This window comes from Paenibacillus sp. OK060 (genome assembly GCF_900101205.1).
GTDB classification, from domain to species: domain Bacteria; phylum Bacillota; class Bacilli; order Paenibacillales; family Paenibacillaceae; genus Paenibacillus; species Paenibacillus marchantiae.
Genome location: NZ_FNFR01000001.1, coordinates 673,883 through 699,263, shown reverse-complemented (window position 1 = coordinate 699,263; position 25,381 = coordinate 673,883). Strand labels below are relative to the sequence as shown.

At 45.5% G+C, this 25,381-nt stretch carries 23 protein-coding genes; 7 read left to right on the top strand and 16 right to left on the bottom strand.

Annotated features, from left to right (window positions below):
• Positions 1-138: 138 nt before the first annotated feature.
• The 3 genes from yidC to BLS14_RS03215 form a co-directional block, all read right to left on the bottom strand.
• Positions 139-1,005, bottom strand: coding sequence for a membrane protein insertase YidC (gene yidC, locus BLS14_RS03225; RefSeq protein WP_063563432.1), 867 nt, complete (start codon positions 1,003-1,005; stop codon positions 139-141).
• Positions 942-1,292, bottom strand: coding sequence for a hypothetical protein (locus BLS14_RS03220; protein ID WP_176854315.1), 351 nt, complete (start codon positions 1,290-1,292; stop codon positions 942-944). The genes yidC and BLS14_RS03220 overlap by 64 nt, the downstream gene beginning before the upstream one ends.
• 92 nt (positions 1,293-1,384) lie before the next feature.
• Positions 1,385-3,031, bottom strand: coding sequence for a DUF4153 domain-containing protein (locus tag BLS14_RS03215; protein ID WP_176854313.1), 1,647 nt, complete (start codon positions 3,029-3,031; stop codon positions 1,385-1,387).
• A 134-nt stretch (positions 3,032-3,165) separates the two neighbouring features.
• On the opposite strand from BLS14_RS03215, the gene BLS14_RS03210 reads away from it, so the two are divergent.
• On the top strand, positions 3,166-4,944 hold the full coding sequence (locus BLS14_RS03210; RefSeq protein WP_063563430.1) for an ABC transporter substrate-binding protein: 1,779 nt from the start codon (positions 3,166-3,168) through the stop codon (positions 4,942-4,944).
• 61 nt (positions 4,945-5,005) lie between these two features.
• Here BLS14_RS03210 and BLS14_RS03205 read toward each other — a convergent pair whose 3' ends face one another.
• Positions 5,006-6,355 carry an FtsW/RodA/SpoVE family cell cycle protein gene (locus BLS14_RS03205; protein ID WP_090949487.1) on the bottom strand — a complete coding sequence of 450 codons (1,350 nt, stop codon included), beginning with the start codon at positions 6,353-6,355 and terminating at the stop codon, positions 5,006-5,008.
• Entirely contained in the window at positions 6,352-6,687 is a 336-nt protein-coding gene (locus tag BLS14_RS03200; RefSeq protein WP_024631897.1) for a PadR family transcriptional regulator, read from the bottom strand. Before BLS14_RS03200 ends, BLS14_RS03205 begins: the two co-directional genes overlap by 4 nt.
• Positions 6,688-6,986: 299 nt before the next feature.
• Here BLS14_RS03200 and BLS14_RS03195 point away from each other — a divergent pair, with 299 nt between their 5' ends.
• A complete protein-coding gene (locus BLS14_RS03195; protein WP_090949484.1) occupies positions 6,987-7,571 on the top strand; it encodes a P-loop nucleotide/nucleoside kinase family protein in 585 nt (194 codons plus the stop codon).
• Between the two features lie 176 nt (positions 7,572-7,747).
• Here the strand turns inward: BLS14_RS03195 and BLS14_RS03190 are convergent, their stop codons facing one another.
• The 4 genes from BLS14_RS03190 to BLS14_RS03175 form a co-directional block, all read right to left on the bottom strand.
• Positions 7,748-9,910: a hypothetical protein gene (locus BLS14_RS03190; protein WP_090949480.1), complete on the bottom strand. Its 2,163-nt coding sequence runs from the start codon at positions 9,908-9,910 to the stop codon at positions 7,748-7,750.
• 310 nt (positions 9,911-10,220) lie between these two features.
• On the bottom strand, positions 10,221-11,186 hold the full coding sequence (locus BLS14_RS03185; protein WP_090949478.1) for a sugar phosphate isomerase/epimerase family protein: 966 nt from the start codon (positions 11,184-11,186) through the stop codon (positions 10,221-10,223).
• Positions 11,187-11,294: 108 nt separating this feature from the next.
• Positions 11,295-12,491 (bottom strand): ROK family transcriptional regulator, encoded by a 1,197-nt coding sequence (locus tag BLS14_RS03180; protein ID WP_090949476.1) that lies wholly within the window; start codon positions 12,489-12,491, stop codon positions 11,295-11,297.
• Between the two features lie 224 nt (positions 12,492-12,715).
• Positions 12,716-13,555, bottom strand: coding sequence for a YitT family protein (locus tag BLS14_RS03175; RefSeq protein WP_064640909.1), 840 nt, complete (start codon positions 13,553-13,555; stop codon positions 12,716-12,718).
• A 375-nt stretch (positions 13,556-13,930) separates the two neighbouring features.
• On the opposite strand from BLS14_RS03175, the gene BLS14_RS03170 reads away from it, so the two are divergent.
• From BLS14_RS03170 to BLS14_RS03160, 3 genes are all read left to right on the top strand, one after another.
• Positions 13,931-14,989: a Delta(5) desaturase DesA gene (locus tag BLS14_RS03170; protein WP_079694478.1), complete on the top strand. Its 1,059-nt coding sequence runs from the start codon at positions 13,931-13,933 to the stop codon at positions 14,987-14,989.
• A gap of 93 nt (positions 14,990-15,082) precedes the next feature.
• Positions 15,083-16,231 (top strand): sensor histidine kinase, encoded by a 1,149-nt coding sequence (locus BLS14_RS03165; protein ID WP_063563423.1) that lies wholly within the window; start codon positions 15,083-15,085, stop codon positions 16,229-16,231.
• Positions 16,228-16,827, top strand: a complete 600-nt coding sequence (locus BLS14_RS03160) for a response regulator transcription factor (protein ID WP_063563422.1) — start codon at positions 16,228-16,230, stop codon at positions 16,825-16,827. The genes BLS14_RS03165 and BLS14_RS03160 overlap by 4 nt, the downstream gene beginning before the upstream one ends.
• 147 nt (positions 16,828-16,974) lie before the next feature.
• On the opposite strand, the gene BLS14_RS03155 is transcribed toward BLS14_RS03160, so the two are convergent.
• The 3 genes from BLS14_RS03155 to BLS14_RS03145 all read right to left on the bottom strand — a co-directional run bounded on the left by BLS14_RS03155 (position 16,975) and on the right by BLS14_RS03145 (position 19,583).
• Complete coding sequence (locus BLS14_RS03155) at positions 16,975-17,883, bottom strand: hypothetical protein (protein ID WP_090949474.1); 909 nt, start codon at positions 17,881-17,883, stop codon at positions 16,975-16,977.
• Between the two features lie 60 nt (positions 17,884-17,943).
• Positions 17,944-18,684 (bottom strand): polysaccharide deacetylase family protein, encoded by a 741-nt coding sequence (locus BLS14_RS03150; RefSeq protein ID WP_063563420.1) that lies wholly within the window; start codon positions 18,682-18,684, stop codon positions 17,944-17,946.
• Between the two features lie 395 nt (positions 18,685-19,079).
• Positions 19,080-19,583 (bottom strand): ferritin, encoded by a 504-nt coding sequence (locus BLS14_RS03145; RefSeq protein WP_063563419.1) that lies wholly within the window; start codon positions 19,581-19,583, stop codon positions 19,080-19,082.
• A 174-nt stretch (positions 19,584-19,757) separates the two neighbouring features.
• Here BLS14_RS03145 and BLS14_RS03140 point away from each other — a divergent pair, with 174 nt between their 5' ends.
• Positions 19,758-21,020: an amino acid permease gene (locus BLS14_RS03140; protein ID WP_063563418.1), complete on the top strand. Its 1,263-nt coding sequence runs from the start codon at positions 19,758-19,760 to the stop codon at positions 21,018-21,020.
• A 55-nt stretch (positions 21,021-21,075) separates the two neighbouring features.
• On the opposite strand, the gene BLS14_RS03135 is transcribed toward BLS14_RS03140, so the two are convergent.
• Together BLS14_RS03135 and BLS14_RS03130 are read right to left on the bottom strand one after the other, a co-directional pair.
• Complete coding sequence (locus BLS14_RS03135; RefSeq protein WP_090805800.1) at positions 21,076-21,198, bottom strand: dihydroorotate dehydrogenase; 123 nt, start codon at positions 21,196-21,198, stop codon at positions 21,076-21,078.
• A 99-nt stretch (positions 21,199-21,297) separates the two neighbouring features.
• Positions 21,298-21,555, bottom strand: coding sequence for a YolD-like family protein (locus tag BLS14_RS03130; protein WP_063563416.1), 258 nt, complete (start codon positions 21,553-21,555; stop codon positions 21,298-21,300).
• A 271-nt stretch (positions 21,556-21,826) separates the two neighbouring features.
• Between BLS14_RS03130 and BLS14_RS03125 the strand changes: the two genes are divergently transcribed.
• On the top strand, positions 21,827-22,945 hold the full coding sequence (locus BLS14_RS03125; protein ID WP_090949472.1) for a GGDEF domain-containing protein: 1,119 nt from the start codon (positions 21,827-21,829) through the stop codon (positions 22,943-22,945).
• Between the two features lie 98 nt (positions 22,946-23,043).
• On the opposite strand, the gene BLS14_RS03120 is transcribed toward BLS14_RS03125, so the two are convergent.
• A complete protein-coding gene (locus tag BLS14_RS03120; protein WP_090949470.1) occupies positions 23,044-23,565 on the bottom strand; it encodes a hypothetical protein in 522 nt (173 codons plus the stop codon).
• Positions 23,566-23,617: 52 nt separating this feature from the next.
• On the bottom strand, positions 23,618-25,312 hold the full coding sequence (locus BLS14_RS03115; RefSeq protein WP_256336133.1) for a sensor domain-containing diguanylate cyclase: 1,695 nt from the start codon (positions 25,310-25,312) through the stop codon (positions 23,618-23,620).
• Positions 25,313-25,381: the final 69 nt, after the last annotated feature.

The window sequence follows — 25,381 nt, the reverse complement described above, 5'->3', positions numbered from 1 at the left end:
AACTGGACATACAAAAAAAGATGCCTTGTCCCATGGGACAAGGCATCTTTGCGCTACATGATGGTGCAGAACATCCGTTATATCAACACATACGTTAAATTTATATGATTCTAGTGCACCAATCTCATGAGTGAAAACTTAGGACTTAGCGGGCTTCGCAGGTTTGATGTTTTTGTTCTTTACCTGCACAGCCACGGGCTCTTTCGGGTGTTCAACCGGATACAATTTGCGGAACAATAACGTCTGCAAGACCAGGAATGAACCGCCGATCGTCCAATACAGCGGCATCGCTGCAGGTGCCGACAGCGAGAAAAAGGCCATCATCAAAGGAGAGATGTATCCCATGATTGCGAATTGTTTTCGTTGTTCTGGCGCCATATTGGCTTGCGAAACCTTGGCTTGGATCAGATAAATAATAGCTACAACGACTGCAAGCACATAGTCAGGCGCTCCTAATTTGAACCACAGAAAGGAGTGAGATGACAACTCCGGCGTAAGCCGAATAGCCGTGTAGATACCTGACAGAATGGGCAACTGAATCAGCAGTGGCAAGCATCCGATATTCAGCGGATTGAACTTGTGCTTCTTATACAGCTCCATCGTTTCCTGCGAAAGCTTCTGCTTATCGGCTGGGTCGTTTTTGCCCTCATACTTTTTCTTGAGCGCATCCATCTCCGGCTTCATAGCATTCATGATCACTCGGGTACCTTGCTGAGATTTTGCTTGTCGCATCATCAATGGCAACAACGCAAGACGGATAACGAGGGTGATCACAATAATGGCTACCCCATAACTTCCATTAAATATCGTTGCGATGTGCTGAATGAGATACGACAGTGGAAATACAACATAATGGTTAAAGAACCCCGGTGTTGATGAATTAATCTCTGAGACGTTGTTACTGCATCCAGCCAGTAGCATCACTGCAAAAAGAATTGCAATCAGGCCATAGATCCGTCCCTTGCCAGATGTAAAAGTGAACCCCTTGCTTGTCTTATGTTCCATATATATCCTCCTCGTTGTTTTGTAGAAAGTACATACAACGAGGAATGGCAATCTGGTTCATCTTCATCCGGGGATTCTCTTCGTCTGACGATTCGACTTAAAGCTTCAGGTCTGTGTTGTCCGTCCAAGGACAAGGTTGGCAATCCAGGTTCCAGACCACCTCCGGCCCCACCTTCCATCCAGTACTCTGTAATGCCGCAATGCAGATGGGCAATATAAGCGTAACTGACTGTGAAAATGAGTCCGAGTGAAAATATATACGGTATCAATTCCTGAAGTTCAAACAAGGGATTCACCCCCTTTATAGGTTAGTTTTTATAGTATAACACTTACATATGGATTTTGCATAAATTCATTGCTGGAAAACAGGTAGATGAATTCATTTCATTCTCAATTTGGACAATTCTAGCTTAGCTCTATGTCTTGCCATATTAAAAGAAGCCCAGGAACTGTCTGTTTCTTCCAGGTCAAAGTTAGCTTGATGCTCCAGCATTTCCCCTTTCAATTCCGGGTACTCCCTCTGGGCAAACTCTCGCAGTATCGGAACGGCATCTGCAGATAAACTCGTCAAGTAGGATGCATCAATAATGCCTGTCTGATGATATCGTGTAATATTAAGCTCTGCAATCCGATTATCCATGCCCACATAGTTGACTGCCACATAGGCTGCTAGGGACAATACAATATACCAGCGGATCAACGGTATGGAGGTATAACGGATTCGAAGAGCTGCAATAAGCAGCAGTAGCGCCAGAAAAATCATGAATGCATGTACGAGAAATCGAATGTAGGTATATCCATAAGCCTGTTCATACAGGTTGAGGCGTATAAACGCCGAGTACAGCATGATTGCGGAACAACCCACCAGGACAAAGAGCAGCACCTGATGCACAACAGAACCTATTTTGCCGCTTGAACGCGTGAACTGAAGAGCGATAATCAGGATGAAAAAATTAAAGCCTGTTACCAGTATCAGCTCCACAAATCCACTTCTTGCATACTCTGCGTAGGACAATTCTGACGGAAGATGTCCCTCACCCGCCCCAAAAAGATAAGAAAATTGTACAAGCACAAACAGAACATACACACAGTTGATGACCAACAGCATCGTGCCCACAATGATGGGGTCCAATCTTAAAGGTTCACGATGAGCTTGAGTAGAAATTGCCTCAGGTGCGGGCTTATTTGCTGGCTGATCCTCTATGATTGAGTTCAAGGAAGGACTCTCCTGTATGGAATTCACGGAAACATCTTCTCGCTTTTCGATTTCTGAAGTAACCGTAATTGCTTTTCCATTTTTCCAATGTGCATTTTCTCTCTTATCTGCTTCATATTGCATCGGCTGCACGAAACCCCATACATAACTGAACAATAAAACGCCCGCGATGAGAATCCAGATCACTCTCGGAAATCCTGGTGTCAGTGTCATTTGATTTAACCATTCCGGAAAACCGGATAAATACTCATTAAAAATCCCATCTGCTGAGGTCAGCAGTGCTACAACCACGATGACGATGGGAACGGATGCTATAAGGCCAATGAATACTTTGAAAGCAGCCGTTTTCTGCGTTTTACCTAGCCTACGTCCTCCTGTTTTCACAACAATGCTTGCGACCGTTCCCCAATGACGGATGGATTGTGGCAGCAAATGGTCCATCGCGGTACCGATCAATCCAATGTCCCACCATTGTCTCTGTTTTCTGCCGACCAGATAAGTCATATGTAAGATAATAAGCCCCGGTACGATCAGGAAATTAAGGATACGCAGCGGTTCATTGTCGTATAACAGAAACGTTAGCGCCAGCATCAGCACCACCCCAGCCATAAAAGCATCAATCATGGTCAATCGCCGCATGCGGTCCCTGGCAAACAAGAACATAAAGCCATAAAAGAGGATAACAAAGATGGGATAAGAAACACCAATATCCTTGCCATAGAACAAATACTGATGAATGATAGCTAACATTAATGCGGATAGTAGCGTAATTAAAGCGCGGTTGGGTGAAGCCATTATTTTATCAATCATGGGAAAAACCTCCATTAAACTTTCTAGGTTTAATTCTAGATGATAAAATAAGAATATAAATAGAAATTAAAAACGATAAAACTTCTTATTTTATTATATTGCATCAGCTACAACCTCCAGGAGGAATCAAAACCTTGAAATTACATCAGCAATATTTGCTGCTTCATAGCCGGTTTGGTCAACTATTAGAACATGAAGTAACGCTCTCTGACCTTGCGGAACTGCTCGAGTGTACACACCGTAACACATTAACAATCGTCAAAAAAATGGTTGCCCAAGACTGGATTCGGTGGGTGTCCCAGCGCGGACGTGGACGGCGTTCTACGCTGACCCTACTTGTTCCGGCTGATCAAATTGCAGCAGAATACATGATGCAGGCCATGAATCGCCGCGAGTTGCAGCAAGCCGCCGAACAGGTTGGTGCTTTCTCTAGTTCTACGACAATGCAGGATCACCTAAACCAGTGGCTGCTTGGTTATTCTGGACACCATACGGAAGCTGGTAGCCATAATGAGCGAATTGATACGCTCAGGTTACCGATCCGCCAACAACTGCACGCCCTTGATCCCCTTTTTATCAATTTGCTGGCAGAATCTTTTGTCACTAGTCATGTGTTCGATGGGCTGGTTCAACGTAATGAACACGGAGAGATTATTCCCTGTCTGTCTCATACCTGGGATGTCAGTTCAGATCGGAAAACATGGTTTTTTTATTTGCGTAAAGGGATTACTTTTCACAATGGACACCTGCTGACAGCCGCGGATGTGGTGTATACATTTGAACGACTGCAATCCACAGAACGGCGGACATTATACCGCGATGTGAGCAAACAAATTCTATCGCTTGAAGCAACAGATCCCTTGACCGTTTGTTTCAAGCTCAAAGCCTCTCACGAATTGTTTTTGCCCTTTCTTTCTACGAGCCGTGCAGCGATTGTTTCACAAGCCACTTACGGGCAACATAAAGATGGAGACAAGGAAACAGATGTATCGAATACCATGCAAAAGCCTATAGGAACCGGGCCTTTCAAGGTTACAACCTGGGATGATCACTTGTGCAGACTTGAAGCTTTTCCGATGTATTTTCAAGGCAGAGCCCATCTGGACCGTGTAGATATTCTACAAATCCCGTGGAGTGATCCTGCACATTTGGATGAAAAACAAGATATCGAATCTCCTTTCTTCCACCTTGTTCATAATCCATCCTCGTCTGAGGGTAGAGACTGGACACAGATTAGTGCAGGCGTGATGGTACGCAAATTACTCACTTGTAATACACAAAAAACCGGACCCCTAAGCGATCCGGATGTAAGAGCACATGTTCAGGCGTGTATTACTAAATTGTATGGGAATGGCATGAATGAAAGTAATGAAGGTGATCCAGGAGATGCTGATAAAGTGTTGATGAATGCAGAAGAATTGACTTATTTGTCTCAGCACTCTACTTTTGATCTACCTATCCCCTTACACATCACAACCATTCCTCAGTATCGGATGGATGCTAGACGTTTGGCATCGTCATTGGAAATGTACGGCTTCACATGTACTGTCCGAATAGGCACGATGGAGCAATTCAAAGGGAACCTGAGACTGGAATCCGATCTGATTCTCTTCTCCCTGATTCGGGACCGGGACGAAGAATTACGCAGGTACGATCTCTATCTCACTTTATCCGAACATCTGGAGGAATCTTCCAAGAAGAGTGTTCAAGAGATGCTGCAAACTGTTGTTGCTTCGCAAATAGTAGCAGACCGAACTGCCGAACTGGATCGGATCGAACAATTTCTGGTGCAGCAGAGTTTATTATTCCATTTAACTGAAAAACATGTGGAGACTGCCTACCTGCCTTCCGTTCGTGGCCTCTCCTTTAACAGCCAGGGATGGGTAAACCTCAGACATATCTGGTTCCCATGAATGCTCGTTAAATGAGCATAACAATCCATTCGTTTCTAGATGCGGTAATGATGTTGCATGCTTATAAACTGGTCATTGGGTCGGCATCCACCTTGTGCCGTATTTTTTCATTTCTCTTCGAAATGGTATCCTTCCGACGGTACACACCGAGGAGTAAACCGAGCATGGCATAATCAAACATCAGATGATTACCGTATCCAATAAAAGGAAAAGAAATACTAAGAATCGGAGCCTTCCCAGTGGTCATCGCCAACGAATAGATGATTTGCAATGCAAAAACGGCGGTGATACTGACAATAATCATACGACCAAAATCATCCCGGATACGAGGAAGCATCTTCATCATACTGATAACAAACCAGATGATCCCCACCAATAACAGGATCCCGGCTGACCAACCAAACACATCAATGAGCAGAACACCTGGGTAATTATAATAACTCGTTTTAAACTTATCGAACGTTGTATCAATCCCATTCCCCCACCAGCCGGATGATTGAATAACTTCAATAATGGAATTGTTGCTATAGCCACTCCCGTAAGGGTCATCCTGAAGATTCAAAACGACAGAGAACCTCTCCAGGCGTCCGTATTGATCTGCAAAAAACAATAGCAGTACAAAAATACTTCCTGTTATAACAGCACCTATGACTGTATAAAGCCATTTTTTCGTGAGCCAGCCAAATATAATAATGCTCATTATGCCAAACAGAAACAACCGAACCCAGTCCAACGTTTGAAACAATAGTACTGCGGGGAACATTATCATTGCAATGTAGGTCAAGATGGATTGCATATTACAATTGGAACGAAGCTTGTCCAACATAATGGCACCTATAGCAAGTGGCAAAATCCACACTGAAGCTGTGGTAAGGTCTATCGTTAATCCAAATAAGCCCCAGTACCTGCTATTACCATGAATATCCGTTGTTATCATTGGACTGATCCATAACATGACATTAAGTAGAATATAGATCCACCAGGCAGCTCTTTTCAACTTACGATAATCAAAGTAAATAAAGAACAACATCATCATTACACCTATAACGGTATACACCACATGCCCCCGATATAAGGACTGATACTTTTCATCTGCGACATTCGTCGTAAAAATCCATATCAGTAACAGGCTAGTTATAGACAAACCAATTAATCCAACTAACAGCCCCCAATGCATACGATGACGATGCAATCTGTGCATACTTTTGCCCACCACTGCGGGATCACCCATCTGATCAATGGCGTATGCAGCTGCCTCTTCCTGGCTCAGTCCCTCTTGCTCCTTGTCCAACATCATTTCTTCCATGTGGTTGCCAAGCTCATCACGCAGATCAGTATGTACTTCACGTGCCTTAACCTGACTACACAGTTGATCAAGATAATGTTTAATCTTCTCATGTCGATCCGTCATGTTAAGCCTCCTTCCCCAAGCACCCGATCCACGGCACCGCGGAATAAAAGCCACTCGGCTTTTTTATGCTGTAACGCCTCCACACCCTTGTCACAAATGGAATAATATTTACGTTTCCTACCTTCAACCTCCATCCAGTAAGACTCCACCCATCCCTCAAGCTCCATCGCGTGCAGAATGGGATATAACGTACCTTCCTTCAAATTAAACACACCTTCGGATTGACGATGGAGTTCCTTGATCAATTCATAACCGTAAAGCGGCTGTTCCTTCAGTAGCGTAAGAATCAATGTCTCCGTGCTGCCTTTAATCATTTGTTTGTTTACCTGCAAAGCTGTCACTCCCTTTGGTTCATGCTTCCACGTCCAATAACTACATCCACTTTTACCACACTTCTTAAAACTTCAACATGTACCTAATAAATCCACTTGGCTACATACATCGGAAATCTATGCATAGTAAAACTAGGTATAATATTACCTGATCCTTCCTTTTCTGTCTAGCTATCAATTGAAGACGTTTGTGATAAAATAAATAAGTCATTTCACACCTGAGGTGTCATCACGAATCTCTTATTCTTACTTAGACATTACATATTCTTTCTACCGATTATGAGGAGGCAATTCAAACCATGAGCAAACTGATTTTCTTTCTTGGCGGGGCCGGGAGCGGCAAAACAACCCTTGCCAAAGCCCTCTCGCGTAAACATAAAGCTGCTTTTTTGGATATGGATATCCTGCTGCGTCCAGCTGCTGAAGCAATAATGACCCTACAAGGACTCGATCCATCCGATCGGGATTCACCGGAATACAAACGGCTGTGCCGTGATTTGGGATATCGTATTACGATGGATGCTGCACTGGACAACGTGCAATTGGGTATCGATACCGTGGTTGTAGGACCCTTTACCAAAGAAATCGGAACTCCGGACTGGATCGAGCAGGAACTCGCACGGATTGGACGTTCCCTGGATGATACAGATGTACGTGTGGCCTATATTTATCTTGCAAATGAAGCGTTGTATCGAGAGCGGATTACAGCCAGAAAATCCCCGCTGGATGAGTGGAAGCTGGCGAACTGGGATGCCTTCACAGCTTCACTTGCCCGTAAACAAGTAGCCTGGCCCTTGCCCGCCTCAGCCGTGGCTTACATTGATAATTCAAATGAGAGCCCTGATATCGCTTTTGCTGAAGTCGAACAACGAATGTACGAATAAAATGTGTAATGGAATGGAACGACCTTCATTTTCTCCATTCAATTTCATGCTACCTATAGGCTCAGAAATATATAATCCACACCAAAAGGGGTATTTGTCATGGTGACCCGCGCAGGTCGAACGTGACAAATACCCCTTTTACAATAATCTATGACTAAACATCCGAACCTACATCGTTACAAAAACTGCTTCATAATATACTCCTGCTTCAGAGGTGTAATCACAGTGCGCTCCACGGGTGGGCCTTCTGTCAGATACTCTGCCACTTCAGCCACACGATTGGATTCCAATTCCGCTGTAAATACGAGATTGGCCATCCCTAATGTCTCAACCAATGTTCCCCGCGCTTTAGCGTGAAGCATGAATAAGGTATATAAATCTGGTCGTTTCATCTCCGTCATTGCCCGGGCGATCAAAGCCAACTCGGCTATGTTGTCTCCCATCGGATGATACACTTTAGGCTGTCTCTTTAAACCAAGATCGCACCACAAAATGCGCCGCTCCTGTATATCAATAATGGCCGGAATACAAATATGGGAATCTGCCGTCAGATCAATTCGCTCCTGCACCGTTGAGGGTTCGAACATCTCATCCGACTGTGGGGCCTGACGCATCATCCAGCCAGCATAACACTCCGATAAATCCTTGATAGCATTATCCCTGAATGCGTTAACCATGATTACAATATAACGTGCCCCTAACCTAGAAACGGACGGCAAATGCAGATCCATATACTTCGCCGCTCCATCCGGTGCAGTCACCATAAACCCACTATTTGCAGCTATATATTCATTCGATTTCAGAGGGGTCCGGGATGTTTGGTCCATATAACGCCAATCCTCATCATACAGTACACCCGACAGATCGGTATCCACACGTTCGATTCGCTCATCACCACTCAGGCCTTCTCTCCACCACAGAAAAAAACGAACGGTATCTCCTGTGGGTAACGATATCCATGACGCACGCGATAGAGCTCGAAGAGATTCGCTTGCCCGGCGTTTTCCCCATGGAACTGAAAACTCTTGAAGTCTTTCATCAATATAGACATTACCGAGTGGTGGAAGCACGGCAAACCGTTTCAACAGTGTATGCTCTACCGCCGATATCACCGCATGAACATCCTCAACGTTGAGGGACGGTAGCGGTTGAGTGGAGACATACAGATTTGCCGTGTTGCCTTGGCGGAAAAAGCTCCTCCTGACCTGAAACTCCGTCCGTGTGCTGAAGTGGGCCAACACTCCAAGCAGCGCCCTTGTCGAAACCATCTCTTCCACAGTTTCCATTTTGCCGATCACTTGCTGCACCGGAACACCGGAACGTATCATTCGGTCGAGCTGACCGACCATCTCTCCCGGACGTTCCGCAAGCGTCTCCAGAATAAGCTGGTTATCCTTCTGTTCAAATGCCCGCTCCACTCGGCCATGAAAGGTAAGCGGTCGTTCCCCACGTCGCAACTGGTCCAGCGCCGCTATTGCCCCTGGATAACGGTGACGATATTCACCTGGATGCAGTCGCTCGGCCAATCTCTGCCAGCGCCCTTTATATCGAAACAAATCTTCCAGCGGGTTCGAAGCACCCTCCAATAAAGCAAGTATTACCCGACGTTCAGATCGAGTAAATGAACGGAAGCGGGTGTTCTCCTTCAGACTGACATCTCCATCGGAACACGCTACCGCCAGCCGCAATATATCTGTTGCCGTGCGCAAATGTCGCTGGAGTTGCTTCACCGAAGCACGCCCCGCCTTTAATAAAGCCGCGCAATAAACGGCTGCATTTTCCCTCACAGGTATTTGCCCTGCCTCTGGTTCAAATGTGGCCCAGCCTTCGTACTTTGTTGCAAACCAGGTCAACTGCTCTCTTGCAACTGGCATTAACGAAGATTTTGCTGTAAGCAGGTCCATTCCTACTTGGTAAAAATCTGCTTCACTGCCGAGATGAATCACACGCAGTCGCAGCTTGTTCAGCAGTAATATGCGCTGCTCCTGTTCTTGCTCCTTTTCAAGAAGCTGCTGTCTCCAGGAATGCATCAAAGCATTTAAATAAAATTTACTTTCCTGAATATTCATTTTCCGCTTAGGAAATTTCGGATACACGAGGATTTCCTTTAAATTGATTCCTTTCATCTTTCGAAGCTCATCTATCAATTGCTCAAACCAGAAAACGAATCTGTCACGTTCCCAGGTATTCAGCACATCTATCAGTTTCGTCGAAAACGTATATCCCAGCGATTCCAAATTTCTCAGTGCAGTCGCCAATATACGCACAGGCAGCTTGCCCTCGCGCTCTGCAATGATCACTTTCAAATTCCTGCTGAAATAGATTGAGAATAAGTCCATCACTTGTACTCTCCCATATGACGATAATATATTCAGCATTGGTATACTTGGCCTAGCTCGTGGCGGTTCTTCATATGTATAACACAGTCCAAAAAACTAAAAAAATCAGGGAAGCGGCACCCCTAATACCATTGTAAGAGTTCAGAAGGAAGGGATACCATAGCCTGATTAATGCATATTATATCTTATAATTACAGATTAGAAAATATCACATCGGAAAGAGAGCGGCAGAATACCACTTAACCCAAAAGGTAAGATTATTCTGACCGCTCTCTTTACGTTTATTTTTCACCGCTGTTCTCTTGCCAGATTATCCGTGCTGCCGTGCCGCTTGACGTCCGGCGATACGAGCTGTAATTAACTGGTGACTCTCATCAATCTCTTCCGGTGTGCAGGCTGCTTTCAACTCATATACTTTGACCGGAGAACGATCAATGATATCCAGGAATGAATCAAAAAATGCCATGTCCTTACTATGGATATAAGGACACCAATGATCCGATAAGCCTACCGTCTCATGAATATGGACCCCGACGACATGGTCGATCAATTCATTTGCTTCGCGTACATTATCATAAAGCCCCATTCGGTCCATCATCATGCCGTGACCGATGTCGTACCATAAGCCGAGTGGTGCCCCTTTCATTCCACGGATAAGTGCGCCCGCCTCCTGCAGCGTCGGCATTTGGTAACAGCGTGATCGAGTCTCAATGCCGAAATTCACCCCGTATCCGCGCTGCTCTGACAAATCACACACTTCTTCCAGACTCTCCTGAATCCGCATCAGGTAATGTGCGCTACTCGCCTCACGCTTCTCCAACATTTCTTGCCACAACGATTGATAGTCCGAGGAGTCCGGCCCTTGATCGTGATATATCTTTTTCAATGCTTCATCAATATTATATTCAAACGGCACCTCGCCTGGATGCACGACGACTGCCTTCGCACCATACCGGTGTGCATATTCAGCTGAACGGAGCAGCAGTTCAATGGCGCGCTTTCGACGAGGCTCATCGTCGAAACCGAGCAGAACCGAGTCGGTTCCATAATCTGGATCAGCTACATGTGGAAATGTATTGTGCACACTGGATATGCCGATTTCTCCCCGTTCAATCATTGGTTCAATCGTTTGAAGCAATTCGTCCGTCACGTTATAGTTTAGCTCCACCTGTCTGAAGCCTAGGGATTTGATCTCCTCAATCATGCCCTGACCCGTAGTGTGACGTTTGATGTTCCAGCAAGTTGAAAATGAATATTCCTTTTTGTCGGTAAACATAGCTTTGTCCTCCTATATGCGATGTTCAACCCGTTCAATGTCTGATGAATCTTCTCTATTTTTAAATCAGCCTAGCTGATGTTTAATTCAAATCTCATTTTGACGCTTTTATTCCAATGCCTCATGCTGAAGATTCAACATCGTCTGTTGCAAGGCTACCTGCACTGCTCCAGTCACTACAGCCCGCTCGCCCAGCTCTGAACAGATCAGTTCAGGCTTCGCCGGGAATTGATCAGATACGATCTGTCTGAGAAACGGCAATAACACATCCCCATTCCCCCCGATACCTCCGCCAAGTACAATGAGATGGGGAGCAAGCACGACACAGATATTCCGCAGAGCCGAAGCAATCTTTTGGCTGTATTGTTTCAGAATCTTCACAGCCTGCGATTCTCCACCTCGGGTAGCTTCAAACAGTTTCTCAGGAGTCAGGTGTTCACGAAGGTATTCTATACCAGAATCAGGACCCTCAAGAAGACTGGCATCCAACTGACGCTTGGCCAGTTCCATCAGACCTTCCGCTGACAAAACATCCTCCAATCGACGCCCCTCTTCCAACAACATCTCCGCGAGCTCGCCTGTCAAACCGCCCATGCCTCGTAGCAATTGCCCGTTCACCATGATGCCTGCACCCGTTCCAGTACCGATGGAGAAAAACACAAATAGATTGGAATCTGCTGCTGCTCCACCTCTGTACTCCCCCAGTGCAGCCAGGTTCACATCGTTCTCCAGGATCACTTCACACGGGAAGGCTCCCGACAATGATTCAAGCGAGAGCAACTTTTCCAATCCCTCTAACGGGGCAACGATTCGATCAATATCACCAGAGTCCGGCAGTACAACACCTGGAATGCCAAAACCAATACATTGGATTTGATCCCAATTCAATTGATTTTCCGTCAGTAATTCATCCATATGGCTTCGAAGCACATCAAGGATTGCCGTCCCTGCTCGATCACCGCTTTGGACCGATAATGTTGGATACGTTCTGTAATCCATAATCTCACCATTCAGATCAGAGAGTGCAATCCGAATTCGGGTTGCCCCAATATCGATGCCACAGACATAATAAGCTGTTTCATTGAATCGAATGAGTGTTGCTTTGCGACCCTGGGCATTGTCGGCTCTGCCGGTTTCCAGCACCAGATTTCGTTCAATCAGATGTTCAATCGCCGACGACACCGTAGGTTTGCTGAGTCCGGTCTGACGACTGATATCTGCCCTGGACATCGCACCAGTTGCGATCAGCGCATCCATAATCAAATTCTCGTTCAGATTGCGGATATACTGCGGTGTGCCAGCCATTTTATCGCCTCCTTTTATAGTTAGTTAAGTTTCTTAACGAATTAAATTTAATATATCATCGGCTTTAAAACGTGTACAGCTTTTGGTCTGTATCGGATGATATGATTTCGAAATCAAGGCCTGATCTCATCGTAATCATTCAATTTCGACTTTACATTATGTAAATCAAAAAAAGCCGCAGTGATAAACACCGCAGCTCCTTACTTCGTTATATATACGTTTCGTTACGATTTGGACAATTCAATGAATCCTTCACCAAAGACGTCACGCACATCATGGATCGTTATGAAAGCAATTTCGTCCTCCGCTCGCACAATCTTCTTCAGCATCGGAACTTCTTGTTTGCTAATGACAATATATAAGATCTCTTTCGGGTTCTTCGTATAGTAGCCATGACCAGACAAGACGGTAACTCCCCGATCCATCTTCTCAATGACCTGTTGAGCAATGGCATCCTGTTTGGTAGATATAATCGTAACTGCTTTTTTCGGATTGAGCCCTTCAATAATAAACTCCATCGTTTTGGTTCCGACGAACAACATGACAATCGTACACATCAAACCTTGCGGCCCTATAATGAAGAAAGACGAGAACGCCACGATTAGATCGAAGAATAACAGTCCATAACTGATGTTCCAATCCAGATATTTATTGGCAAGCCGGGCCAGAATAACGGTGCCCGCCGTTGTGCCACCTACTCTAACAATCATGCCGATACCCAGACCGGCAAATAATCCACCAAAAATAGTATTGATCCAGAGCTCGTCCGATGCGATCGTCCAGCTCTCGGTTAGGTGCAGGAACAGCGAGTTAAATACCACCGCAATAATGGTATACACCGTTGTCGTTCTGTCCAGAAATTTGTACCCCACAAGTAGCAAAATACCATTCAGGAGCAAGTTCATCAGTCCAGGAGACCATTCAAAGAGGTAATACAAAATAATTGTAATCCCTGTAACGCCGCCTTCAGCCAGATCATTCGGGATGACGAACAGGTTTACTGCAAGTGCAAACAGAAATGCACCCGCCATAATAAATAGAATATCCGTTATTCTTTTCTTCATCATGCACTCCATCCAATCCATCAGAAAATCAACCTATCAACCAATTTCATAAGTTGTCATAACCACTCAATGATAGATTCTACCATGCCCGGCACAAAATTTGTATACATAATACAAATTGTTGCGCAAATTGTACAAAGGAATCTTAAAATACTGTTTTTCAGGCTCTACAAAGCAGGTTTGCTTCATCCACCCATGACAAATGTCATGGGTCATCATTGATATTCATCATTACAGTGTACTGACGTTTATGACTTACTGCACTGGACGCATTCTTATACAATGATAAAAACGCCTCACTTGGAGACATCTTCCCAGGAAGCGTTAGGTTAGAACTGATTACAGTTATTGACCATTGAAGGAGGACGTAAGTCTATGAGCAGAACCAAAGAAATGGCCCTTAAAAAAGAAGTGACCCCTTATGAGAAAAATAATCTTCGCCTGAGTATCCAACAATTAGTGAATTCCATACTACCACTATTATTATTATGGGCCGCAGCGTACTATAGCCTGTCCGTGTCCTACTGGCTGACATTTCCGATTGCCCTCGTAGCCTCGGGGTTTGTACTTAGAACGTTTATCATCTTCCACGACTGCTGTCATGGTTCATTCTTCAAAAGCAAACGTGCCAACGACATTCTCGGTACGATTACAGGTGTATTAACCCTGACGCCTTACCTGCAATGGAAAAATGAGCATTCCATTCATCACGCCACCAGCGGCAATCTGGATAAACGTGGAGTTGGCGATATCTGGGTGATGACGGTTGAGGAATATAAAGCCGCTTCCCCTTGGGGCCGTCTCTTCTACCGTATTTATCGTAATCCGTTTGTCATGTTCGGTATTGGACCCATTTATGTATTCCTGTTCGCCTACCGTTTTAACCGTAAAGGTGCAAGACGCAAAGAACGCATGAATACTCACCTGACTACAGTGTTGATCGTAGCTCTTTATGCCTCCATGTGCTGGTTAATCGGCTGGCAGGCTTTTGTCCTGGTGCAGGCACCCGTCTTTTTCTTCTCTGGCTTCTTCGGCATCTGGCTGTTCTACGTACAGCATCAATTTGAAGATACGTACTTTGAGAATGAAGATGAATGGAGTTATGTGAAGGCTGCTGTAGAAGGTAGTTCATATTACAAATTGCCTAAACTGTTGCAGTGGATCAGCGGCAATATCGGGTTCCACCATGTGCATCACTTGAGCCCACGTGTACCTAACTATTACTTGGAAGAAGCACATAATGCGACACCACCTTTGCAGAATGCAACAACGATTACGCTACGTTCCAGTCTGGCTGCCTTGCGCTTCCGTCTATGGGACGAAGAATCCAAGCGTTTTATTAGCTTCGGCGAGATCAAAACGTTATCCCGCAAGCCTTACGTTCAACCGCCTATTCGAGTAAACAACCAAGCGGGTCTGACAGAGAAGCCTTAACTCTGTCGGATTCGTTTTCTTGTATTCAGGCTAAAGTCATGCTACAGTCAGGCTAAGTTTGAGTACAATGCAAGTCCGAGGAGGAGAATTTTCATTCAAAAGTGGATGCAGCTCTTTTATAAAAATACAGGTTTAAATCCATATGTATGGCTCGTCTTTTTCATCCTGCCCTTCTATTATATTTCACAATATTCCAAATTGTGGCCCATGGTTGCGGGAATCTTCATCATTCTGTTCTTCTTTGTTTGCTATCTGCTTGCCTTCATCACAAAGGGCTGGCAGGTGTATATGTGGATTGGGCTGCTGATCGCCATATCAATTACGATGACCATCGCTTATGATTATGCCTATTTCTCATTGTTTCTTGCTTTTTTTATTGGGAATATTAAAAATAAAGCCGGCTTTTTCACCCTCTATTCGGTGAACCTGGCAGCCAGTTTTCTAACCATTAATTATAGCTTCATCAAGCAGAGCACCCTGCTGCTCAGTCAGTTTCCGTTTGTATTCATTAGTCTCATGGCATCCATTCTGCTTCCGATCAGTACGTATAACAAAAATAAGCGTGAACAGTTGGAAGGCCAGCTGGAGAATGCCAACAAACGGCTGGATGATCTGGTGAAAATGGAAGAGCGGCAACGTATCGCACGCGATCTGCACGATACACTTGGACAAAAGCTCTCTCTCATCGGTCTGAAAACCGATCTAGCGAAGCGTCTGCTCCGCATGAATCCTGATCAAGCCGAGATTGAGCTGAACGATCTGAGACAGACGGCAAGTACGGCCCTGAAGGAAGTCCGGGAAATGGTAACGACCATGCGTGGTACACAGCTGGTGGATGAACTGTTCCGTGCCGAACAGATTTTGAAGGCCGCTTCCATTGAATTTGTACTGGAAGGCAATCCGAAGTTGCAGGATACGTCACAACTAAATGAAAATGTACTCGGCATGTGTCTGAAAGAAGCCGTTACGAATGTCGTAAAACACAGTCAGGCAACGGTATGCACCATCCGAATCGAGGAAACACTGTCCGATAATATAGTAACGGTTCAGGATAACGGAGTTGGAATCGAACGTACCCGCAAGCAAGAACGGCGCGGTACCGGAATCTTGGGAATGAAAGAACGACTTGAATTTGTGAACGGTTGTCTGGATATTCGTTCCGGAGCAAACATGGAAGGTACAGGCATCGTCATCCATGTTCCCAAGCTGGTCCGCAAACCGATAAAGGAGGTTGAACAATGATCAGGATCGTAATCGCCGAAGACCAGCGTATGATGCTGGGGGCCTTGTCTTCCCTACTCAATCTGGAAGAGGATATGGAAGTGGTAGGTCGTGCAAGCAATGGACAGGAAGCTCTTTCTCTCGTCAGGGAGCTTACACCAGACATCTGTCTGATGGACATTGAAATGCCCGTCAAAAGTGGCCTGGAGGCCGCTGAGGAACTGAAAGGTATGAGCTGTAAAGTCATTATTTTGACAACCTTTGCCCGGACCGGATATTTTGAACGTGCTTTGAAAGGCGGTGTACGCGGTTATCTGTTAAAGGATAGCCCGATCGAGGAACTGGCCGAATCAATCCGTCAGGTCATGAATGGGAGACGTATTTTTGCACCCGATCTGGTGGACGAGGCTTATGTACAGGAGAACCCGCTGACCGAACGTGAAAATGCCGTTCTCGGCCTGATGGCAGACGGTAAAAATACAAAGGAAATAGCCGGACATTTATTTATTACTACCGGTACGGTGCGAAATTACATCTCTATTATCCTCAACAAGTTAAATGCAAGTAACCGCATTGAAGCCATTACCCGTTCCAAAGAAAAAGGGTGGTTTAAATGAAAGTACCGCTTTAACCCAATGAAACATAAATAAGCAAGGTACACCTTCCCATCGGTGCACATTGCTTATACAAGGATAGGCTGGCCTGGAGTACTCACTCCGGTCCAGCCTATTTCCTTTTGGAACCTATTTTAGTTCCATACTATACTATTTCACAGAAACAACCATGCCCAAAGCTTCCAGTGGCACCTGCTCGGTCTGGAGCTGATGAATCTGCTTGCCATCTTGCCAGGAGATCGTTACATTAACGCTTTTACCACCGCTTGGGTACTGCACGTTCACGAATCCTTTATCCTTTGGTGCAGGCAGTGTATGGGATTCCAAGTATTCCACCATTCTCTTCGCAATCCCCGGATTATTCATGTTATCTTGGGAAACGGATCGAATTTGAAGCGTCCATCTACCTTCTGTCCATGTCAGATACTGACTGCCCGCCGCGCCTTCAGCTACACCCTTGATGTCATGTCCCAGATCCACCGTCATGTCCTCAGGAATGTCTTTCAAATCTGTCTCAGGGAAAATATCCGTACTGTTCGGGTCTTTATACGTCTTCACTTCATAGGATGCCAGAACAGGTACCTTGCTGCCAGAGGCCGTCAACGAAGCATCGTTAACCGCAACAGACTGGTCAGTGGAATAAAAGTTAATGTGGAACGCATCTGAAGTATTCGATGTGATCGCTGCAGTCAGATGTTTTCCCTTTTCCAAGGGAAATGAAGTAGGTAACGAAGCGTTCTTCATCTTCAGCTGACTGCGAATGTCCTTAATGACATCGTTCGCACTTTGCTGGGTTTGATCGTTACTGCCCGTTTCCGAATTTGATGTCCCGCTTCCCGCAGAACCTTCCGTCCCCGTTGTTTCCGTTGTATCTGTTCCGCTATCTTTCGTTCCATTGGAGAAATCGGCTCCTCCACTGCCTGACTGAGCCTGTTCACCAGCCGCGGGGGACGTGTTGTCCACTGATGATGGTTTGGTATCCTGACCACCACACCCCGCAAGAGCAAGCAGCACTGCTGTTGTCACAGGAATCGTCATCCATAATTTAGGTTTGCTCATGTTGTTGTCCTCCTTGAAGCCGTTATTGGAATCAGCTTACATTGTTGTCTCGCCTGAATTTTAACGTTTGTCATTCCAGAAATTCACGGGCTGCACTTTCTTGGTCAGCACTTCAAACTGGTAGCCTTCTGCTTTCAGTGTTTTTAACACTTGCGGAAGTACTTTCAATGTCGCTTCCTGGTCATGCATCAGGACCACAGGGGTGGTTCCGCTCTTTTGCACATTATGAATCTGCTTCATCACACTGTTGTAGACTTTCTGGTGATCCTTCTTGTATTTCCAATCTTCGGAGTCAACATTCCAATCCCACAGATGGAATCCACCCTGACCCAGTAGAACATTGCGATATGCCGGTTTGAGATACGGTTTGCTGCCGTATGGAGTACGAACGAGACTGGTTTTGACACCTGCCACTTTATTCAAGCTTTCATTGGCTTGCTGCATTTCTTTCAAGCCGCTGTATGCGGATTTATAAAATTTACCGGGAACATGCGTTACGCCGTGTAAGCCCAGTCCATGTCCATCTGCAACAATACGCTTGGTGGCCTTCTGAAACTTCTCCATCTGAGGTCCAAGCATGAAGAATGTCGCCTTGGCATTGTACTGATCCAGAATATCCAGTAATTGTCCCGTGTGGGCGGTCGGCCCATCATCGAAAGTTAGATATATGATCTTGGAGCTCGCTTTATTTCCAGCATTCTTGGATGCGGATGATGTAGCTGAAGCCGACTGCGGCAATAGCAATGGAATGATCAATAGAATAGCAAGTGCGGTGATGAATGTTTTACGAATATGTAGCATAATAAAAGTCTCCCTTATGTCTTGTATTTCCCCGGGTGTCTATGTTTCTCTCAGTGCAGCCCTTGGCGATAATCCTAATACTATCAAAAAGAGTGCGTCCCATTCTCGCTTCAAATGCTACGTTCGAGTTACACTTTTGTCAGATTACCCAAAAAAATAAAACGAATTTGATAGATTTGCTCGAAAAAGAACATCCGTCGGGATAGATCAATGTTGACATATATTCTATTAACCCAAATTGTGGTTTCTGATAGATTCATTTCTGGAATTTATATGAAGAGAACAAAGAAGCTTAAAATGGTACAACAAAAAAGCCTGCCCGAGAGCAGACTTTTCATATGTAGATCGATTTACTTGTCGTTCGGATCAATCCTGTTGCTTTGCTTAGTCCCCTCTTACTCCGCAGGAGCTGTGAATGAACGTTTACCAAATTCGGCGTCCAGCATGTAGAAAGCATTGCTATCTTTTTCGATACGGCGCAACTTCTGGATGATATTATCAAACAGAGCTTCCTCTTCGACTTGCTCATCGATGAACCACTTCAAGAAATACATCGTGGCATGTTCACGCTCATTCAGGGCAATGTCAGCCAGATTGTAGAATTTCTTCGTGTTTTGCTGCTCGTGTGCATATCCGTGTTCAAACACATCCAGCATTGAAGAATATTCATTCTTCGGCTCTGGCAATGCAGCAAGAGTAGCGCGTTGTCCGCGGTCATTCAGGAATTTGTATATTTTCATGGCGTGGAACCGCTCTTCCTCTGCTTGTACGATGAAGAAGTTGGCAAATCCGTCCAAGCTTTCGCTGGAACAGTATGCGGCCATCGCCTGATATACGTGAGCCGAATAAAATTCGAAGTTCATCTGTTCGTTCAAAGCTTCTGTCAACTCTTTACTCATTAGGGATACACCTCAATCTTTCTCTAGGGATAGTTTTATTTTATCATAACGTCCGCACGACCGATATCGAAATTTCTACAAAATTCGCCAATGACTGATTGCCTCTCTTCCTATATAATTACATAGTTCTCGCTCTAAAATCATTTCTTTCTGGAAGGCAGGCCATTTTATTTCATGAACACATCTTCTTCGCAGCTCAAAAAAACGATAGGTATGCCGCAAGCTGTTGCGCTTTATATAAGTGCAGTTCTCGGTTCAGGTGTCCTGATTGTACCCGGACTTGCTGCCGAACTGGCAGGACCAGCTTCACTTCTCGCCTGGGGAGGCATGGTGCTGCTGATTCTCCCACTCGCCCTATCCATGGGATTACTCTCAGCCCGATACCCGGACGCAGGCGGTGTATCCCATTTCGTCACCCTCGCTTTCGGACAACGGGCAGGAGCCGTGGTTGGCTGGTTCTTTCTAATGTCCGTTCCCATCGGTGCTCCCGTGGCTGCCCTTACAGGTGCAGGCTACATGACGGCTGCGCTGGGACTCGGGGAAGGATATAGAACAGCGATTGCCGCCCTCATGCTGGCGGCTGGACTGATCATTAACATCGTGGGCATGCAGGTTGCCGGAAAGGTACAGATTGGCGTTGTGCTAGCGATTATTATCGTGCTAGTCATGGCATTTGTATTTGCTATTCCGAATATGCAATCCATACATTTCACACCATTTATGCCAAGTGGTTGGGTCAGCGTGGGTCAGGCTGGGGCCATTCTGTTCTGGTGTTTTATCGGTTGGGAAGCTGTATCTCACCTGTCTGAAGAATTTACTGATCCACGCAAGGCAGCTATCAAAGGCGTAACCATTGCTGCCATCATTGTAGGTGTGCTCTATTTCCTGACTGCACTGGCGACAGTCGGAACCCAAAGCTATCTTCATGGCGGAGCTGATGTCTCTCTCGTATGGATCATTAGTCAGGCTCTCGGTTCCTGGGGTGGATTACTTGCTGGGCTAACTGGCATATTCATTTGCACCGCTACGGTCATTGCGTATGCTGGTGCCGCATCCCGTGTCGCCTATGCACTGGCAAGACAAGGATCCGCCCCGCAATGGATGTCCCGCTTATCCAGTCGGTACCATACACCAATTGCTGCAATCGGCTTCCTGGCCATCTGCTTCACTCTCGTGTTAGGCATATACGGATCAGGTCTGGTGTCACTCACCACACTTATTCAGTTGCCTAATGCAACGTTCATTCTCACCTATCTTGGTGGATGCGCAGCCGGAATACGCTTACTCAAGGGAAGTCGTACTGGGGTAACCATCAGTTGGATTTCCTTTGTGGCGACAGCCATTGTGTTCCCTTTTGCCGGGTGGGCCGTTCTCTACCCTGTGGTGATCGTCGTTCTGTACGGACTTCTCAGCCGCAAACGACAACACAAAATATAAACAAAAAAAGCTCTGCCGCGATGGCAGAGCTTCCTTTATTCATCTGGAATAATAATTATACCAGGAATGCTTTGGAGATGATAACCAACAGGATAAACAAAACCAGAATGGCACCTACAGAAGTAAAACCTCCGTATCCGTAGCCTCCTCTTGCTTCTCCACCTAATACTTCGCTCATTGACCGTACCTCCTCTGCAACAGGTATGGGTTATCTTATGCAGGGAGAATGGATTTGACAGGGCGGATGCCCTGATTCAGATCCTGTTTATCATCTTTTTCAAAACCGTGGAGAATCAATGCGCATAATATCCAGGAACGGCACTTTGGCCGTAAATTCTTCCTCTGTATACTCCACATGCACTAGCCGGGTACGTGAGTCCAACTTCACAATCACCCCATGAACCTGATCTTCCTTGCCCCATACGGTCAGCAACACTTCCGAACGTTCTTGATACGCCTCAACCAGTTGGTTCCCCAGCTCTTCCAGTTCAAACTCATCCCGGGTAGGTCTTTTTGCAACTTTTGCTTTTGCCAATGTAGCGGCCTCCTCTATAGCTAATCCGACACCCGAATCCACGGGTTATTTGCCGAGGTCATATTTAATTAGTATACCATTCATTCACCTTCGTGTAATGCCATGTCACAGAAATCAAGCAAAGAATTCATCGTTGATAACACGTTATTACATGTTAGATAAGTTTTCATATTAAAATTAAATGATTTGCGTTTCGTGCAATGTGTTTTATAATTAAAACATACGAGAGCAATGCCTGTCGTATCATTATGATGCAGTCAGCGGTGATATATTGAAGAGTCCCAACTTACATAGCAACCATATCCCAACCGAGTACGAATTCAAGCATTCCAAATGGATCAAAAAAATGCTTCGCGCTTACTGGGTCGTCGTATTAACGCATGTTGTCATTCAAATAGGCTGCTTTCTGTTTCTCGATTATGATCGCACTCCAGAAGATTTCATGATCTACGTTTTATTTTGGCCTACGTTAGCCAGCGCTTTCGCTATTCTGATCGCCAGTTGGGTAGAACGCCGTTTCAGTTCATTTTCCTTCTATTCCATGTCCATGGCCAGCACAGTCATTGCCTGGACTATCATTCATGTCAATTACGATATTCGAATCATTCTGGCCATTTGTCTGTTGCCAATCTTTGCTTCGGTTCTGTTCTTCAGCAAAAAAAGAGTATGGACGGTATGCCTCATGCAGATGATTGGTTATGTCATCGTACTCTGCGACCCAGCCTATCGGCTGTACTTATCTTCGTTTGACATGGTTTCCATTCCGGCTTTTCTCATTGTAGGTACATATGTTGCACAGTTAATTGTTACGAGCGGTGTGGAGGTACTGGATGATCTACAGGCCAGTATGCTTGCCAAGCAGGATCTGATTGTGCGAAACGCCATTATGACCAAACAGTCCAAGACAGACGGGTTAACCAATCTGTATAATCAAAGCTCCTTTAAGGACTACTATGAAAAAGCGTTTGAGTATGCCAATAATGGCATGAGTCTACATTTAGCTCTGATTGATATTGACAACTTCAAGTCAATTAATGATACATATGGGCATCGGGTGGGAGATACCATTCTGGAGAGAGTCTCTCTGATCATTCAGGAGAACATCACATCAAGCGATATCGCGGCGCGTTATGGTGGAGAAGAATTTGCACTCTTAATGTTTGAGCAACCCTTCGAGCAAGCTTATGCCTTAGTGGAGCAGATCCGCAAGAAAATTGCTCGTCTCGTTCATCTGGAGCTTGAAGGGCAATATATTACGGTAAGTGTCGGACTTAAAAGCTACAGCGCTCATCTGTCCAAGGACAAGCTGTTTGAGGAAGTGGATGCATGTCTCTATGCCGCCAAACGAACGGGGAAAAATAAAACGATGACGTCCCTTGATCTGGTTTAATCCTCCAAAAAAACGCAAAAAAGTAGTGCTGTTCACCGGGAATCCGGCTGTACAGCACTACTTTTTTTAACGCTAATCGTCACTCCGAATATATTGGTTCACTCTGCCCATTCCCAGCGATGTGCATTTTGCTCCAGCTTCGGGTGGAGCTTAACGGCATCTCCATCAATAATCAGACGTACTTCCTTAATCCAATCTTTGAACGAATCAAATGATGCGAACTGATTTGCCATCTCTACCGTGAGGTATAGGAAATGGGGAGCGGGATACTCTTCTGCCATATGACGCAGGGCTGCTTCGATCGGCGTATACTTCTTTCTCTTGCCTTCCCAGCCTTCCACCCGTATGCGGGAGGATGCATACTCCCTTCTCCAGTCATGAAGACGGTCTTCCCTTTTGTAAAAAGGCTGCACACCATCCTTGCTCATTCGCTTCACTGTATTCTCATGCAGCGGATAGAGCACAAGTTGCACAAAAGAACGTGTGTCCGCAATAGCAGCGGCGCGTTCAAGCTGTTGATCCGTTACGTGTTCAAATGAATCATAGAAAATCAGCGTGCCTTTCCGGGTAGCCGGGGGCGGTTCATAACCATAGGGTACATTGGTATATTTTCCAGACATCTCATCGCTCCTTGCCTGTATGCGGATCAGTTAACTCTTACTTTATATTATATTATTCTCTAACTGTGTTCTTCAATTCTGGATAGAATGTCATTCTATTTTTGCCCGCACGTTTCGATTCATACAACGCCTCATCTGCCATGCGGATAATTTCACTCGGATTGCCACTGTTCGTAGGATACTCAGCTCCTCCAATGCTGCAGCCAATATGAATTCGCTCATATTCAATAATAAACGGCTTATTCAGGCTCTGGATGATATCTTCTGCATAGGTACGAGCTTCTTCTCTTGGATTGCTTCCCACAGAGCGGAGCACAATGAGGAACTCATCTCCACCAAGCCTTACCGTGATGCCCTTTTCATGACTGAGACTGGTCAAACGCTGAGCCACTTTCTTCAGCAGAATATCTCCGGTCTGATGCCCAAGCGTATCATTCACACTTTTGAATCCATCCAGATCAAGGTAAAGGAACGTTAACGTGTGATTCTCACTTTCCATCTCCAAGGATTCTTCCAGATAGAATTCGAGTGCTGTTCGGTTTGGCAGTCCGGTCAATTGGTCGTAATGGGCCAGATTCTGCATAACAATCAGTTCCGAATCTTTATTCGTTAGCGAAGTCAACATATCTCCCAGTGAACGTGACAGTACTTCGATTTCCCTAAAGCCTCGATTTTCTGGAATCTGTACTTGCTCTCCAGCACCAAGCCGATTCGCCACTTGAGTTAGCCGTGCAATCGGGGCCGAGATCTGGCGGGAGATCAGCCAGCCAATCAGTGCAAATAGCACCGTAACCGAGAGCCCTGCCCACACATTGAACCAAAGCATGTCGGTCACGGAAGCAAACGCCGCTGACTTGAGCTGACGAATAACCACCGTCCACCCCAGACCCGGGTAGTCCAAATGCCCTTGGCTAGTAGCAAATCCTGTTACATATTCTTTTCCATCCGGCCATTCTTCTATGGACCAGCTGCTTTTGTTCATTCTTGCCCCTTCAATGCCCGATAGCTTTAAAGGACGACCAATCCATTCTTTTGGACCAAGCAGCACCGTATTTTCCTTTTGACTGACAATAAACATCTCGATGTCCTTTTCCTCATGTTTCAGCGGCTCCAGGACACTTTCCTCCATTTCCTTCGCCCAGGCCCAGCTCAAATGTGCGGCAAGCACGCCAGCAATCTCTCCGTTCTTGTATTTCACCGGAAAGCTGATATCAACAAATTGCAGTGGTTCGCCGGTTGGGTTCGGAAGCAGCTTCGCCAGAAGGACTGCATCATGGACATCTCCGATAAATTTACCCTTGATTCCCTCCTGATACACAGGTCGTTCCGATAAATTTTCACCACGCAATATGCCTTCTGTGGAAGCCAGCACTTTTCCTTCGGGATTCATGAATCCAACCCATGAGAATGTGGGAAAGCTATCTTGAAGCTGATTCAGCAGCATCTGCATTTCGGCAGGCTCGAAGCGGTCCTCTAGAGCAATCATTCGGCCCAGAAGATCCAATTCTCCTGAACGCGACCACATGAAGCGATCCAGCTTGTCTGAAGTCTGAGAAGCCGTGCTGATGAGGGCATGACCAATCTCCGTTTCGATAGCTATGGATGATTTTTGACTTAGAATATAACCAATCGTGAGTGTAACCAACAGGGATAACACAGCAAAGGTCATGGTGAGAACAGTTTTAAGCTTGAATGACATAACTTCCTCCAATAAACGGTGAAACCAGCTTGCTTTTTTCAACATCATTCATGCTGTTAAGAACTACGGGATGTCACCTATTCGTTTTCATCTTTATCGGAAATAATGTCTTTTTTC

Excerpts from the sequence above, each read along its gene's own strand:
- yidC (WP_063563432.1), bottom strand. The coding sequence starts at position 1,005 with ATGGAACATAAGACAAGCAAGGGGTTCACTTTTACATCTGGCAAGGGA.
- BLS14_RS03215 (WP_176854313.1), bottom strand. The coding sequence starts at position 3,031 with ATGATTGATAAAATAATGGCTTCACCCAACCGCGCTTTAATTACGCTA.
- BLS14_RS03205 (WP_090949487.1), bottom strand. The coding sequence starts at position 6,355 with ATGACGGATCGACATGAGAAGATTAAACATTATCTTGATCAACTGTGT.
- BLS14_RS03195 (WP_090949484.1), top strand. The coding sequence starts at position 6,987 with ATGAGCAAACTGATTTTCTTTCTTGGCGGGGCCGGGAGCGGCAAAACA.
- BLS14_RS03190 (WP_090949480.1), bottom strand. The coding sequence starts at position 9,910 with ATGGACTTATTCTCAATCTATTTCAGCAGGAATTTGAAAGTGATCATT.
- BLS14_RS03185 (WP_090949478.1), bottom strand. The coding sequence starts at position 11,186 with ATGTTTACCGACAAAAAGGAATATTCATTTTCAACTTGCTGGAACATC.
- BLS14_RS03180 (WP_090949476.1), bottom strand. The coding sequence starts at position 12,491 with ATGGCTGGCACACCGCAGTATATCCGCAATCTGAACGAGAATTTGATT.
- BLS14_RS03175 (WP_064640909.1), bottom strand. The coding sequence starts at position 13,555 with ATGAAGAAAAGAATAACGGATATTCTATTTATTATGGCGGGTGCATTT.
- BLS14_RS03170 (WP_079694478.1), top strand. The coding sequence starts at position 13,931 with ATGAGCAGAACCAAAGAAATGGCCCTTAAAAAAGAAGTGACCCCTTAT.
- BLS14_RS03160 (WP_063563422.1), top strand. The coding sequence starts at position 16,228 with ATGATCAGGATCGTAATCGCCGAAGACCAGCGTATGATGCTGGGGGCC.
- BLS14_RS03155 (WP_090949474.1), bottom strand. The coding sequence starts at position 17,883 with ATGAGCAAACCTAAATTATGGATGACGATTCCTGTGACAACAGCAGTG.
- BLS14_RS03150 (WP_063563420.1), bottom strand. The coding sequence starts at position 18,684 with ATGCTACATATTCGTAAAACATTCATCACCGCACTTGCTATTCTATTG.
- BLS14_RS03145 (WP_063563419.1), bottom strand. The coding sequence starts at position 19,583 with ATGAGTAAAGAGTTGACAGAAGCTTTGAACGAACAGATGAACTTCGAA.
- BLS14_RS03140 (WP_063563418.1), top strand. The coding sequence starts at position 19,758 with ATGAACACATCTTCTTCGCAGCTCAAAAAAACGATAGGTATGCCGCAA.
- BLS14_RS03135 (WP_090805800.1), bottom strand. The coding sequence starts at position 21,198 with ATGAGCGAAGTATTAGGTGGAGAAGCAAGAGGAGGCTACGGATACGGA.
- BLS14_RS03120 (WP_090949470.1), bottom strand. The coding sequence starts at position 23,565 with ATGTCTGGAAAATATACCAATGTACCCTATGGTTATGAACCGCCCCCG.
- BLS14_RS03115 (WP_256336133.1), bottom strand. The coding sequence starts at position 25,312 with ATGATGTTGAAAAAAGCAAGCTGGTTTCACCGTTTATTGGAGGAAGTT.